Origin of the sequence: Bacillus sp. B1(2022) (assembly GCF_040259625.1) — a bacterium.
GTDB lineage: Bacteria > Bacillota > Bacilli > Bacillales > Bacillaceae > Bacillus > Bacillus velezensis.
The window spans coordinates 416,978-432,724 of the sequence record NZ_JANIFO010000003.1 but is presented as its reverse complement, the minus strand read 5'-3'; the positions used below and the strand labels follow the sequence as shown (position 1 = coordinate 432,724).

The window sequence follows — 15,747 nt, the reverse complement described above, 5'->3', positions numbered from 1 at the left end:
TTAAACCTCCACTTCATAGGTATCCCAGATGTTTGCCGCAGCTTTTTCGTTCGTTTCTTCTTTGCTGTCCGGCGAAATCAGCCGCTTATTTAATGCAGGCGGTGTTAAAGGATGGCGCTTGATTCGGCGCCCTTCGTCTTCCTGCCACGCTTCCACAATGACGTGGGCGTTTGTTCCGCCGTCGGCAAAGCAGTTAATTCCTGCCGCCGGTATTGGTGACGGCCAGTCTGCCAGAGTGCGGCTGAACTGAATATTGGCCTTTTCTCTATCAAAATGTGTGTTTTCATGCTCGCCTGATAAAAACGGGATAAAGCTCTTTTCTTTCAGCATGAGAACAACTTTTATGAAACTTGCAATTCCTTCCGCGCAAAGCGGGTGCCCGATGTTCGGTTTCACAGATCCGATTCCGAGCGGGCCGGCGTCTTTTGAACGGTAGACGGATTGAATGGCCTTCAGTTCTAACAGATCCGTCACGACCGTGCCTGAACCGTTCGCTTCAATATGAGTAATGTCTTCCGGCTGTTTTCCGCTTTTTTCAAGAGCCGTCTTCATGACGGATTTTTGCGCTTCCAGACTCGGCGTAGCCGGGCCTGCCGTTCTTCCGTCATTATTGACGGATGCCGCCTTCACTACGGCATAAATAGAATCTCCGTCTTCAATCGCCTGAGACACGGTTTTTAATAGAACCATTCCGACACCCTCGCCCAGCACGACTCCATCGGCGCGTTCGTCAAATACATGGAACGACTGCGCTTTACTTAATATGCCGCGCTGTTCAAATAATTTATGGGTTTCTTCTGATTCAAACAGGCTCACCCCGCCGACGACAGCCGCTTTTATTTCTCCTGTTACAAGAGCCTGCACGGCCATATTCATTCCGACTAAAGCAGAAGAACAAGCCGTATCGAGGACAACGCTCGGGCCGCGCATATCAAAGTATTGAGAGAGATTGGCGGCCAAATAATTCTGGCCAAGCGCGACGATCGGGTTTTTCGCGTCCAGCAGTTTCTCTTCACCCGGTCTGTGACGGCTGCGTCCGCCGAGATACACACCTATTGCTTCTCCCTTTATCTCATCCGGCGTATAGCCAGCGTGATACCACAGGTTAAGGCATTCTTCCAGAGCGGCCAAAGCTTGAGGGTCCATTGCCTTTACATCTTCTTCTGCCAGTAAAAAGAAGTCCGGATCAAATTGATGAATTCCATCAAGCATTCCCGCGTAATAAGGCGTCTTCAACCCCCATCGTTCAGCCGGAACAGGACGGATAGCCGAACGGCCTTCAGCCAAAAGCGACCAATACGCCTCTAAAGAAGCCGCTCCCGGAAACCGGCAGGACATGCCGATGACCGCGATATCTTCCCGGTGAATCTGATTTCCGGCCGGCTCTTCTTGCACCTTAACGGCTTGTGTTTCAATTACCGGCTCAGCCGGCTTCTTCAGAACAGGCTTCGCCGCCGCCAAATCAAATCGTTCTGACAAAACTTCTGTATATCCTTCGAGAAGCCAATTTGCGAAAGATTGAATCGTCGGATATTCATACAGAATGGACGGGTCAAGCGATGCCGAGAGATTCCGATTGATCCGCTGCAGAAGCTGAGCAAGAATAATGGAATCCACTCCGTAATCTTGGAATAATACGTCTGTCTCAAGCTGATCCTGGTCAATCCGCAGCTCTTCAGAAAATAATTCTTTCAGCCATTCTTCTGTTTTCCTTATTAATTGATCGTTGTCTGCGGCAGTATAAGCGGTTTTTTCCGCCGGTTTTACCATAGCCGGACTCATTGGCTGATCCTGCCTGCTCCGCCGCAGGAGTCGCTCCGGCTTCCACAGTTTAGGATTCAGAACGGCCGGCAGCACCGGGCCCCTTGCTGATTCAAGAAGTATGCCGTCAAGGAGCTGTAGTCCTTCTGCATTCGTGATGCTGTATAGCCCGCTCTCTTTATAAGCTTTGTTCGTTACCTCGCCCATTCCGGTTTCTTTCCAGTTCGGCCACTGAATGCTTACGATCGGCAGCTGCTCTTTGTATGAGTTTGCAAAATAGTCCATATACGCATTGGCCATGGCATAGTCGGCCTGACCTGCCGAAAGCGCCGGTATCGCAGCTGACACGGAAGAGAACAAGACGAAAAACTTCAGCGGCTCTTCGCTGAGCACACTATATAACGCCTGAAGCCCGTCTACTTTCGGCTCGAGCACGCGCTGTATGTCTTCATCGGTTTTTCTGATGAATGCGAGCGTCTCTTTATCGGTCACACCCGCGCAGTGAATCACGCCGCCGATAGGTCCGAGCGTCTGTTTTATCTGACTCAGTTCCTGTCTCAGCCCGGCTTCATCAGCTAACGGGACTGACAAAACCTTCACTTGTACACCTTTGGATTCCAAGTCGAGAACAGCTTCAATTTTCGCTTTTACAGAAGCCGTCACCCCATTCAGTCCGCCCGTCCACTCACTTCGCGGCGGAAGGGTCTCGCGGCCTGTAAGCACCAGTTTTTTCACTCCGTAATGTTCGGCAAAATGGCGTGCGCATAAAAGACCGATCCCCCTCGTCCCTCCGGTGATCAGAAGCACATGGTTGTCCGGAAAATCAATTCTCTCGCCTTGCATATTCATATTTTCTGATCCGCTCAATACGGCGCGGTAGCGCAAGCCATCCCTCCGGCAAACTTCCGCGTCATCAGTGCGGGCATGAAACTCATCGGCAATCTGCTTCGCCAGTTTGTCATCCGAAAGCGCTCCTTCAAGGTCGAGATGCCTTGAAGACAGGTGACCGTACTCGTATGCCAGCATTCTGTACAGACCAGCCCGTTTTGCTCCTGTTGTTTGATTGGTCTCTTTATTTAATGACTCAAGGTCTTTCGTGACACAAAGCAGTGTCATCCCTTCTTTATGCCCATGCTCAATCAATTGCTGAAGCCATTTGATTCCGGCCATGTCTTGAGAATCTTCTTTCGCTGCGCCGAGGAGGTCGATGACTCCGTCAAACGCCTGCCAGTCATATTCACCGGTAAGGTCTGATGCGGTGATGATACGGTGATTCGGCATGTGCGCTGCGATCTCTTCCGCGAGATTGATCGTGTCCCCGCCTGTCAAAATCGCAACGGAACGTGCGCACGGTTCACCCAGTTCGATCGGGCTCAGTTCCCATTGTTTCGTCAGAATACGTTTCATCCGTTCCTCTGCATGGACCTTCTTTTTGTCAGGATTCTCCGGTACCCAATACGTGTCTTTTGCGAACGGATAAGACGGAAGACTGAGTAAACGCGGCGTACCCTTTTCATACAGCCGGTTCCAATTCAACACACCGCCTTTCACCCATACCTCTGCCAGCTTGGCGAATTTGCCTTTTCTGATCCAGGCGTCAATGACGATGTCCATATCTTCATCTGCCGTGAACAAGGCAAACGTATCTTTATTGCGGTGAGACTGGCCGGTATACAGCCCGGCGATGTTTTTCTCATTTTTCGTAAATGCTTCCAGCTTTGTTTCCAATTCCGCCATCGTCGCTGCAAGAATGGCCAAGCGCTCTTCCATTTCGTCCCTTCCGGTTTGCAGCGTATAAGCGACGCCCGCCAAGTCTTGATCTGTATACGGCGTTTGACGGATCGCTTTTTGCAGCTGCTGCGCCTGTTCAAACAGTTTTTCTTTTGATTTGGCGGACAAAAGGATGATTGCCGGATTTTCCGGGCTGTGCTCAGGCTGAGCGGCTGCTTTCGGGACATACTCTTCAATAACGATATGGGCGTTGACCCCGCCGATGCCAAATGAGCTGACCCCGGCCCGGCGCGGAACAGCATTTCCGTTTCTATCTTTTGCTGCCGTCCATTCCTGATTTTCCCGCACGATGTAGAAAGGACTGTCATCGAGCTGAATGTACGGATTGATCGTTTCGCAATGCAGGCTTTTCACCAGCGTTTTGTGCTTCATTTGCAAAAGCACTTTCATGACGCCTGATACTCCCGCGGCAAGCTCTAAATGGCCGATATTGCTTTTGACCGAACCGATGCCGCAGCGGTGACCGGAGACTTCAGGCTCTTGATGTGTTTTCGCCAGCTCGTGAAACGCCGCTTTCAAACCGTTTATTTCAATCGGGTCGCCCAATTCGGTTCCTGTACCGTGCGCTTCAATATACGTGACGGTGCTCGGGTCCACTCCCGCTTTCCGGTATGCTTTCACCAATAAATCAGCCTGCAGTTTCGGATTCGGCGAGGTTAACGTATTCGCCCGGCCGCCGTGGTTTTCAGCCGTACCGCGGATCACGCCGTAAATCGGATTGCCGTCACGTTCTGCATCTGTCAGTTTCTTCAGCATCAGAATTCCCGCGCCTTCTCCTCTGACATACCCGTTGGCATCTTTGGAGAAGGTTTTGCATTTTCCGTCTTTGCTGAGCATGCCTGCTTTGCTGTAGCTGATATGCGCTTCTTCCGTCAGAATCGTGTTGATTCCCCCGGCGATCGCCATGTCGCATTCTCCGTTTTCTATCGCGGATACCGCCCGGTGAATCGCCACAAGCGAGCTTGAGCATGCCGTTTCAATCGGCTCGCTCGGCCCGTGAAGATTTAACAAATAGCTCAAACGGTTCGGACCTATGGAAGGAATCATGCTGCCTGTCGCCGCATGTCCTTCCGGCGCACGACCTGCCCTTGTGAACAAATCTTTATAACCGGTATTTCCGGTGCCGATAAAGACGCCCGTATTTGTACCGGAAAGGCTTTCCGGCTTACAGCCCGCATCTTCTATCGCCCGCCATGCATAAGTCAATAACAGCCGCTGCTGCGGATCTAAATATTGGGCTTCCCGCGGTGAAATCCCAAAGAACAGCGGATCAAATTCAGCTATTCCGTCGATAAAGCCGCCCCACTTGATATTCGTTTTGTTCCCTTCAAGATTCGGGTCGCCATCAAACGCTTGCCAATCCCAGCGTTCTTTCGGAATGGTTGTGATCGAATCCTTTCCTTCTTTCAAATTGCGCCAAAATTCCTCTATATCCTTCGCGCCCGGGAATCGGCCGCTGATTCCGACAATGGCAACCGGGTCAAAGCGGCGCGGCTCTTGTGTCGCTGCCGCAGCGTTCATTACCGTTGCGAAGCGCTTTTTCCGCTGCATTTTCGGTTTTTGGGCTTTTGGCTGCTCTTTTTTCGGAGACTCTTTCTTCTTTTCGCCGAAACGGCCCGGATGCTCTTTTGCCAAATATCCGGCGAGACCGCTGATCGTTCCGTGCTCAAAGAAAATCGTCGGCGCCAGCTCCAGCTGATACGCTTCATTTAATTGATTCGTAAAGACGGTAAACGATACGGAATCAAAACCGTATTCACTCAATTCCGTATCTGTATCTATGTCTTCACGGTCAACTTTTAAAATGCCGCTTACCATGGCTGTCAAAGCGGTGTGAAGCGTTTGAAGAGATTCTTCTGCATCGTGTTTTTCTTCCGGCTGAGAAGGAAGGCCGGCTTCTGCCTCATCCGTCAAATACTCCGCTAAACTGCGGATCGTCCCGTGTTCGAAGAAGATCGTCGGCGCCAGTTCCAGCTGATACGCTTCATTTAATTGATTCGTAAAGACGGTAAACGATACAGAATCAAAACCGTATTCACTCAGTTCCGTATCAATATCAATCTCGTCTTGGCCGACTTTTAAAATTGAACTGACCAATCTGATAAGCGCACCGTACCATTTGTCTCCCGAAACGGCGGATACAGGCTCTATTTTCTCCACCTGCGGCTTTTCAGTTTCAGAAACGGACAGGAACGACTGTTTTAATTTTGCAGCTTGTCCTTCGGCTGCTAAAAGCTGCGGCTTTTCCTGAGCCATTCCTTCATAAAATGCAGCCAGGCCTGACACCTTTTGAAGCGGAACCATGCCGAAAGCTTTTTTCATCATTCTCTCCGTCTCGTCTCCCGCCTGCATACCGCCATCTTTCCACAGCGTCCAGTTAAAGGCGACCGTTTTTCCGTGCCGCAGGCCATTCTCCGTAAGGGATTGCCTGTAAGCGGCGTATGCATCCATAAACGCGTTGCCGGCGGCATAATCAGCCTGCCCGACATTGCCGAGAACGCCGGAAACACTGGAGAACAATACGAAAAAGTCAAGATTGCAGTCTTTGCTGGCTTCATCTAAATAAGCGGTTCCGATCACTTTCGGATCAAGCACTTCCCTGAACTCTTCCTTCGTTTTTTGCAGCAGAAAGCGGTCTTGTATCACTCCCGCAGCGTGAATAATTCCGTTAAGCTTTCCGAATTTCTCCGTAATCTCTTTGATCAGCGCTTCATTTTCCCGCCGATCTGCCGCATTCAGCTTTTTGTAGACGACATTTGCGCCTGAGTGCTGAAGCATAGCAAGCTCACGCTGTTTGGCTTCTGCCAGATTTGAGCGGCCGGTCAGGATGATTTTCGGGTGTTTTACGCGACCTGCGATTTCTTTTGTGAACATCAACCCCAGGCTTCCTGCGCCTCCGGTAATCAGATATACGCCTTCGTCCTTCCAGACGGCGCCCCCTCCTGCAGGATGCATTTCTTCCCAAGCCTTCACATACCGTTTTTCTCCTTTATAACGGATATGTTTATCATGCGGCCGATGACTGTCGTTTTTCAGTTTTTGAGCGACAGCCGGCATTTCGCCGATTGATTCCATTTCGATGAGCTGACAGTCAAGTTTTCCGTATTCCAGCTCGGCTGTTTTTAACAAACCTGTTAACCCCGCAAACAATTGCTGGCTGCCGTCTGCTGAAATAACAGTCTGAATCAGAATGCGGCCCTGCCTTTTTTCGCTGATGATCCGCCGGATGTGTTCAGCGATTGTCTGCGCAAAGCTTTGGAAGCGTTCAGCGGCTGTTTCACCCTCACCTTCTGCAATCAGCAGTTCGGCGTCTTTCAGGCTTGATGCCGCTTCATCTTTTATACGGCAGGCATCTTCACAAAGTATGATCAAATGCTCATCAGCATGGACAGAAGCTTTCTCGGATGCGGTTGCTTCTTTCCAGACCGGTGCAAACAAGACCTTTTCCGATCCTGATGGCGGCTGAGCCGATTCTGCATCGCCTTCAAGCACTCTCGTAGAGAATCCTCTCACCTTCACGCAAAGCGCTCCTGTTTCGTCGAACAGGTCAATGTCGGCTTTCTGCACGGAATCACCGGTTTGATATCCTTCACTGAAGCGTGCATGCGCCCGCATAGCCGGCGTGCATGCTTTGACGACTTCAAGATATTCCAGTGCAAACGGCAGAATCAGCTTTTGTCCGGAAAACTCCTGCATAATGCAGATCGTCGCCGTCTGAATAGCTGAATCAATGATGCTCGGATGAAGCGTAAATTGTCCGTTCGTGTGAGAAACAGAATCCGGAAGCTGTATGTCCGAGAGCACTTCTTTCTCGCCGATAAAGGCGGACTTAATGCCTTGGAAGGCTTTTCCGTGGAACATCCCCCTGCTCCGGCCCTCCCGATAAAAGGCCGCCGGATCAAGAATGTCCGCTGTGCACCTGTTTTGTATGGCAGAAAGGTCGGCCTCAGGCTCTCGTTCAGCCTTTATGATCTCGGCCCGTCCTTGGCTGTGCAGCACTTCTTCGCCGTCAGCGTTTACGCTGTAAATGTCATATGAGATGATGCCGTCCTCTTCAGGGAACAGCGCAATATGGACCTGGCGCTCTTGTTCGTGAACGACGATCGGTTTCATCCAGATGGTATGATGGAGCGTTATTCTGTCTTGGTCTTTTAATAAGCTGCCAAGCGCCCGTTTTACCGCTTCATAAGACATTTCCAAATATGCCGCTCCCGGCAGCACCGCTTTTTCCCTGACCACATGATCCTTCAGGAAAAATTCTGAGCCTGTAAACCGTGAGCTGAACCGCTGAACGGCCAAATCTGACGTATTTTGCTGCACGAGCGGGTGTAAAACTGAGACTCCGGTGTGTGCGGCAGATGTGTTCTTTTCTGCTTTTTTCGGCCAGTACGGCTCCTTTGCAAACGGGTAGACCGGCAAGCTGATTCGTTTCGGATGCTTGTCTTTGTAAAGCTTGTGCCAATTGATGGCGACGCCTTTACTCCACATTTCACAGAGCTTCGGTCCTTTTCCTTTCGCAAGCCATTTCTCAATGAGTTCAGCGCTGTCATCATCATCAGAAAGCCAGGCAATATCTTTCGCCTGCTGTTTTTCTCCTCTGAAGCAGCCTGTTACAGCCGGCTTATCATTGATAAAATCGGCAAGCTGCCGCTTCAGCTCCGCAGTGCCGCTTGTGATAAAGGCCGCGCGCTCTTCCATCGCTTCCCTTCCGACTTGGAACGTGTAGGCAAGATCAGCGAGGTCTGTGTCCGTTTTTCTTTCCAGAAAAGCCAGCAGCTGTTTTGCGTACTCCTTCAGACGATCTTTTTTTCTGGCAGACAACGGAATGATGAACGGACCCGCAGCGTCTGCTGCTTCAGATGCATCCGGATATTGTTCAAAAATCGCGTGTGTGTTTGTTCCGCCAAGACCGAAAGAGCTTAAAGCCATGCGGTGCGCTCTGTTCTCACGAGTTAACTCTTTCTTTTCTTCCGCTACGTAAAACGGAGAGTCTTCTAAATGAAGATTCGGGTTCGGCTCTTTGTAATTGATGCTCGGCGCGATTTCCTGATGATATAAGCTCATGACAACCTTGATGCAGCCCGCCATTCCGGCCGCTGTATCCAAATGCCCAAGATTTGTTTTGACTGAACCGATGCCGCAGTATTGTTTTTTATCTGTATATCGGCCGTACACCGATTGAAGTGCGGACAGTTCGATCGGATCGCCGAGTTTTGTTCCTGTGCCGTGAGCTTCGACGTACGCGATCGTTTCGGGATGTATGCCCGTCTGATCAATGACCTTCTGAATGACCTCAGCCTGTCCTTTGACGCTCGGCGCATAAAATCCGACCTTATCCGCTCCGTCGTTATTGACGCCGATTCCGCGCAGCAGCGCATAAATATGGTCGCCGTCCTTAACGGCATCAGACGCTTTTTTCAAGAGCACGGCGCCGGCTCCTTCACCGCCGATCATTCCGTCAGCATCCGCGTCAAACGCTTTAATATGCCCGTCGCTCGAAAAATTCAGCCCCGGCTGATGAACATATCCGGCGCTTGATTCCGTATGAAGGGTCGCACCGCCGACAAGGGCGTACTTGGCTTCGCCGGACTGCAGGCTTTGAAAAGCCGAATGCAGGCCGATTAACGAAGATGAACAGTTGGCATGGACAAAATAGCTCGGCCCTTTCAACCCGAGTTTATGAGAAATCATCGTCGGAATCGTACCGCTTTGGGCAAGCACCCATGACACGTAGCCATCCGGCGTTTCCAGCTGTGCTGTCGTCTCCTCCGGCAGCAGGCTGCGGTAAGAGTTCGTGCTGGCAGACATATACACGCTTGTTTCCGGAATTTCTTTGGAGATATATCCCGCATCCTCGATTGCCTTCCATGAATGGAGCAAAAGCATTCTCAGCTGAGGATCCATATATTCCGCATCTTTCGGTGAAAAGCCGAAGAAACCGGGATCAAACATTTCTTTCCCCTCTAAAACTGATTTAGCCGGAACGAAGCCGGGATGATCAGCCAGTTCTTCAGAAATACCGAATCGGCGGAGCTCCTCTTTTGAAAAGAAGGTGATGCTTTCTTTGCCTTCTTTGATGTTATTCCAAAATTCATAATGATCTTTCGCTCCCGGAAACTCACAGGATATACCGATAACCGCAAGGCTGTCCTCGTAATAATCGGGAAATTCTCCCGCCGGATGTTCCCGGTCTTCTGCATTCACTTTCTTTTGCGGTACAGGAGCCAAAACGGCTTCTTTCGGTTTTTGTTCAGCGATATACCGGCTGATGTCTTTTACCGTCGCGTATTCAAACAGCTCCGTTACACTGAATTCACAATCCAGTTCCTGCGTCATCCGGTCAGTGACAGTCACGGCAAGAAGCGAATCTCCCCCCGCATCAAAAAAGCGGTCATCAAGCTCTATATCTTTGCTTTTCAATACATCCTGCCAAATCGCCAGCACCGCCTGCTGGATATGAGATGATGAAAATGTTTGTGTGTCCGGCTGCTTTTCCGTCAGATCGCGGGCAGCAAGAAGCTTGCGGTCCACTTTTCCGTTCGGCGTAAGCGGCAGCTCTTCAAGACGGATAAACGAAGCTGGCGTCATATAGGCCGGCAGCGCTTGTTTCAAATGATTGCGCAATTCCTTTGCAGACGGAAGCGGCTCTCCGTTTTTCCGGATATAAAACGCGCAAAGCTTCTCATTTCCGGAGTGATTGTTCACAACCACTACACTTTCCTGTACGGCCGGATGGGCATTCAGCCTGCTCTCAATATCTCCGGGTTCAATCCGGTAGCCGCGGATTTTAACTTGGGTATCCATCCGTCCCATGTATTCAATGCGGCCGCCGGGGAGAAAACGCGCCATATCGCCTGTTTTATAAAGCTTTGATCCCAGTTCGAGCCGGTGGCTGACGAAAGCTTTATCTGTCAGCTCAGGCTTGTTGAAATACCCTCTTGCCAATCCGTCTCCCGCAATACAAAGTTCTCCCGGCACCCCTTCTAAAACAGGGTTGAGACCGGAATCCATAATATACACGCGGGTATTGGCGATCGGGCGCCCGATCGTAAGCGCGCTCTCATTTTCCGTTATACGCTGCACCGCGGACCAGATTGTCGTCTCTGTCGGCCCGAACATATTCCAAGCCTCGCTTTTCGTATCGAGAAACTGCTGCTTCAATTGTTCGCTAAGCGCCTCCCCGCCGCAAAGGATTTTCACATTTTCTTCATTTGACCATCCGGAATGAAAGAGCATTTTCCATGTAAACGGCGTCGCCTGCATGATCGTCGGTTTGTACTCTTGAATCACCTCTTTCAGCTTCCGTGCGTCTTTTGTGACTTCTGTCTTACAGATGTTGCACTCCGCTCCTTTGATTAAAGGAAGGTAAAGCTCCAGTGCCGCGATGTCAAAGCAATATGTCGTGACGGCAAGCAGTTTGTCTTCGGACGAAAGCCCCGGTTCATTCGCCATCGAGAGTAAGAAATTGGTCAGCGCCCGGTGCGGAATCATGACGCCTTTCGGTTTGCCCGTGCTGCCCGACGTGTAAATGACATACGCCAGATCGTCAGGTGTCACTAACCGCTTCAGCGACGTTCTTTCAGCGGCTGTACTTTCAATATGAGACCAATCGCGGTCAATGGCAGTTGTCTGCACGCCTCCCCAGTTCAAAGAGTGCTCTAAATCAGCTGTCGTCAGGCACATTGAAATCCTGCTGTCGGCGATCATATATTCCAATCTGTCAGCGGGATAAGAAGGATCAAGCGGCACATACGCTCCCCCGGCTTTTAAAATGCCGAGAAGTCCGACAGCCATATGCAATGAACGGTCTGTATAAATGCCGATGAGATCATCAGGGCCTGCACCGTGCGCCTGCAAATAGAGCGCCAGCTTCGTGCTTTTTTCATTAAGCTCATGGTACGTCAGCTTTTGCTGTTCATACACGACCGCACAAGCGTCCGGCGTTTCTGCCGCCTGACGTTCGAATAATTCATGGAAGCAGGCATCCGGATATTCACGGCTTGTCTCATTCCAAGACTTAAGAATCATGTGCTCCTCTCTTTTTGTCATGAGAGAAACATTCTCAAGCGGCGTATCCGGATTCGCCGTCAAAGCTTCAGCAGCCTGTACAAATTGGCTGAAAAGTCTGGCCGCCCCTGCTTCGTCGAATAATTCGGTGCTGTATTTAATCGTAAGATCCATACCTGATGCTTCTTCCCACATTTCAAATACAAGATCATATTCCCCCTCCTGATGAATGTCTTTTACAAACTCACAGGAGAATTCCTTGTATTCATCAAGCATCGATTGATAGCTGGAATGCTGCAGAAAGTTCTGATAGAAAAAGGCATTGCTGAAAACAGGCGAACCGTTCTGCAGGGGTTTCGCATGCACATCACGTACCATTTTCGGAAACGGATAAAAGGAGTGATCCAGTCCGTCCAGAACGGCATCCTGCACCTTTTGAACAAAGTCAGCAAATGTTTCTTTTCGTCCGGCTCTGCTCCGTATGGGAAGCATGTTGAGGAAATGGCCGACCACTCCGTCAAAGCGTTCTTCGGGTCTGACCATTGCAGGCATGCCTGTCACAATATCTTCCTTATCCGTATATTTGCTTAAAAGCACCATGTAACAGCTCAGCATGACGGTAGACAAATGAATCGAACGAGATGCGGCAAACGCCGTTATATTATTCAGCAGCCGTTCGGGAAGACGGCGTGTCAGCGTATCTTCTGTAAACTCCGGAACACTGCTGTCCGTGCGCATCGGCGGAAGCTGAAGGTCAGGCAGATCGCCCCCGAGCTGTTTCATCCAGTAAGCGCGGGCAGCTTTGCTTTCTTCACCCGCTAAATACCGCTTTTCCCAAGCCGCGAAATCGGGATGAATGCCGGGAGCGGCAGCCGTAAACTCTTCTTTTCCCTCCAGCAGCGCCTGATAATGATCCAGCAGACTGTGAATAAATGTAATGGATGAAATGCCGTCAAACACGATGTGGTGAATGACCGTCAAAAGATAATGTTCCTCGGCGGATTTTGAAAGCAGCTGCACGCGCAGTAAAGGTCCGCTTTCTTTGACAAACGGCTCTTTCACTTTTTTCCGTATCAGAGCGGATATTTGTGATTCATTGACGTCAGAAATATCTTCTTCCGAGAATACAAAAGGATCTGCCGCTTCTATGAAATAAAACCCGCCGTCTGTTTCATTCACGGCGCTTTTGAGCATCGGATGCTGCTTTAATACGAGCTGAAACGCCTGTTTCAGTTTCTCTTTGTCGATTCCGGATGTGAATCGGAAACAGAGCGGGACATGGTATGCAGTCGTTTCAGGCGACATTTTCTGCAATGTCCACAGCCCTTTTTGGACTTCTGAAAGCGCTGGCGCCGTTTGCCGTCTCTCCCGTTCTGCCGGCGGTTCGGCTTTTTGGGGATGATGGTCCGCTGACATGTTTGCCGCTTTTTCAGCAGTATAAGCCGCTAAAGCGCCAATCGTCGGGTTTTTGTGCAGCTCTCTTGCTGTCAGCCGGATGTGATACGTTTTTTCAATTGATCTGGCGAGTTTCATCATCTTGATGGAATTGACGCCAAGACTTTGAAACGGTGTATTTGGATCAACGAGCTCATCCGCGATGGAAAGTTCCTCTTTCAGAAAACGGATAAAATCCCGTTCAATTTCTTTCTCTGCAGAAGCCGTGTCTGAATTGCCGCCTTCTTGTCTGTTATTATGTAATGAATCAAATTGCCCTTGTTCAAATGAATGTTTCAGCTGAGTGCGCTGGATTTTCCCGATCGCCGTCTTAGGAATGTCTTCTTTTGCGACCGGAAGCAGATAATCAGGGGTAACGCCGATTCTCTGTGTCACGTGCTGGTGAATGTGGTGAAGAAGCTTCGTCATGCGGTTCTCATCCAACGGAACAGATGTCACAAAGAAAATCGCCAGCTCATCTGTCGTGCTTTGATTCGGCCGGACGGCGCATGCCGCTGTATATGACGTTTCAATTTCCGGCAATTCCTCAACGGCTGATTCAATGGCATGGCTGTAATAATTCACACCGTTGATAATGATGGCATCTTTCGTGCGCCCCGTTATCGTCAGGCGGCCTTCACGCAGAAATCCGAGATCTCCCGTTTCAAACCAGCCGTCTTCTGTAAAGACACTCTCATTTAAGTCCGGGCGCTCATAATATCCGCTCGTTACAGTCAGACCCGACACTTGGAAGCGGCCGATTTCTCCTTCTTCCACCACTTGATTGCGGTCATCCGTAATTCTCATATTAAATCCCGGGATCGGCAGACCGATCTCGACGAAACGATCGTCGTCACTCGTGTTTTCCAGTGTAAACTCATCTGAGAAAATAACGCCCGAAGACGTTTCGGACATTCCCCATGCGGGACGGATGGCATTAGCCGGCAGACCGTGCGGCTCTAAAAGCTCCATAATTCTGCGTCCGACTTTCGCAACCGCGGCCTCCCCGCCGTTCAGCATGTAACGCATGGAAGATAAGTCCCATTTCCGCGTTTGAATCTCTTCTGCAAAATCAGCAAGCAGCCCAAAGGCAAAATTTGGGGCCCACGTGACCGAAGCGCGGTAATGATCAATCAGGTCGAGCCATTTTAAAGGGTCCATCAAAATGGATTCGCTCGGTATGTTGATTTCCTCACATCCGAGATAAACATCACGCAGATGAAGCATTCCGATGCCGCCGACATGGTCAAAAGGCATCCAGTTAAACGTGACATCCTCACTTGTATAGCCCTGCATCTGAATATTTCCTTTGACCATGCAGACGATATTTTCATGGCTGAGCATCACGGCTTTCGGCGTGCCCGTGCTTCCCGAGGTCAAAAGCAGCATCGCCAAATCTTCCGGACGGGGATGATGACAGTCCGTATCCATTTCGTGCGCACTGAGATCTTCTGCCGCCAAAGCGCAAAACCCGGAAAGCTCCTGCTCCTCCGCCCATTCAGTCATCTCCGGCAGCACGTCACGGCTTGTGATGACATACGGCTGATTCAAAAGCGTCCAAGCGTCTTTCAGTTTTTGCGTCCCGCTGTTCATTTCTGTATAAGCCGGAGCGGCCGCAAGCGGAACCGGGATCGCTCCTAAAAAAACACAGCCCCAAAAAGCAGGAATCAGCTGGGAATTGTCACTGAGCTGTAATATGACTTCATCCTGAGCCTTCACTCCTGATTGGCGGAGCCCTTTCACAATCGAAAGAGCGATCTTTTTCAGGCCGCTGTAAGTCTGGTACACTTTGGTGCCGTCAGGCTGTATATATGTGATGCCCTTTTGATCTCCCGCTGCCGCGGCGGTTTTGTGCAGGACTTCAGGAATCGTCATCGGCTGATCCGCTGAAAGCCGCAATGATTTTCCATAGCTGACAGATGGCTTGAGTAACCCGCTTGCCTTCATATCACTTTTCATAGAGCTGCCTCCATTTCATCTGTATGTAAGATGTATGTCTTATACTCCGTACATCGTCGTGATTCGTTTTTTCACTTCATCATCATGAAACGTCTCATCGTGCATGATTAACTCCTTCTCAATGACGGCCGGAAGCTGCTCGCGAAACGGCGTCACCAAGTGCCTTTTCAATGTAATTAAAGAGTTTCTCGGTTTTTCCGCAAGCTCACGGGCCAATTCCTGCGCATAGTCTAATACTTCCTGCCGAGGAAGCACCGGAAAAGGCACCCCTCTTTTCTCCAGGTCACCGCCGCGGTAGTGGCCGCCGTTTAACAGCATCTCATGGCCGAGGCTTGCCCCAAGCTTCTCCGGAACGATAAAGGTAGCGCCCATTCCGGGGGTGAAACCGTATTTCATAAAGTTTGCGGTATACACGCTTTCTTTGCTTAAAATGACAAAATCACTGAAAAGCCCCATGACAAACCCGCCTCCGATTCCGTGGCCCTGCATGGCGGAAATGACGGGGATATCACATTCCAGCGCCAAAGAGTACAATTTGTCTTCCGTAAACTTCGTGATGCCCTGCTGAATCCTGAGCAGGCCTTCCTGTGTGCCTCCGGAAGCAAAGTAATGGCCGTATCCTGTTAAAATCACAGCTTTATAGACTGACGATTTTTTTATACGGGTGAATGCTTCCATCAATCCATCCGTCAGTTCTTTGGAGAAGGCGTTTTTATGGGCTTTATCCTGCATTGTCACTTGGATAATATCCGGTTCAATTTCGTGCAGTTCAACTGCGGCGTTCGGCATGATATC

2 protein-coding genes are annotated in these 15,747 nt (G+C 50.2%); both read right to left on the bottom strand.

Annotated features, from left to right (window positions below; translation table 11 throughout):
- Positions 1-14,952: a non-ribosomal peptide synthetase gene (locus NQS30_RS08175; RefSeq protein WP_218791639.1), complete on the bottom strand. Its 14,952-nt coding sequence runs from the start codon at positions 14,950-14,952 to the stop codon at positions 1-3.
- A gap of 39 nt (positions 14,953-14,991) precedes the next feature.
- The gene (locus NQS30_RS08170) at positions 14,992-15,741 is read right to left on the bottom strand and encodes a polyketide synthase (RefSeq protein WP_168984986.1); all 750 of its coding nucleotides are present in this window, start codon (positions 15,739-15,741) and stop codon (positions 14,992-14,994) included.
- Positions 15,742-15,747 lie beyond the last annotated feature (6 nt).

What these genes read in the sequence shown, in the direction of transcription:
- NQS30_RS08175 (WP_218791639.1), bottom strand. Translation starts at nt 14,952, where the DNA reads ATGAAAAGTGATATGAAGGCAAGCGGGTTACTCAAGCCATCTGTCAGC.
- NQS30_RS08170 (WP_168984986.1), bottom strand. Translation starts at nt 15,741, where the DNA reads ATGCCGAACGCCGCAGTTGAACTGCACGAAATTGAACCGGATATTATC.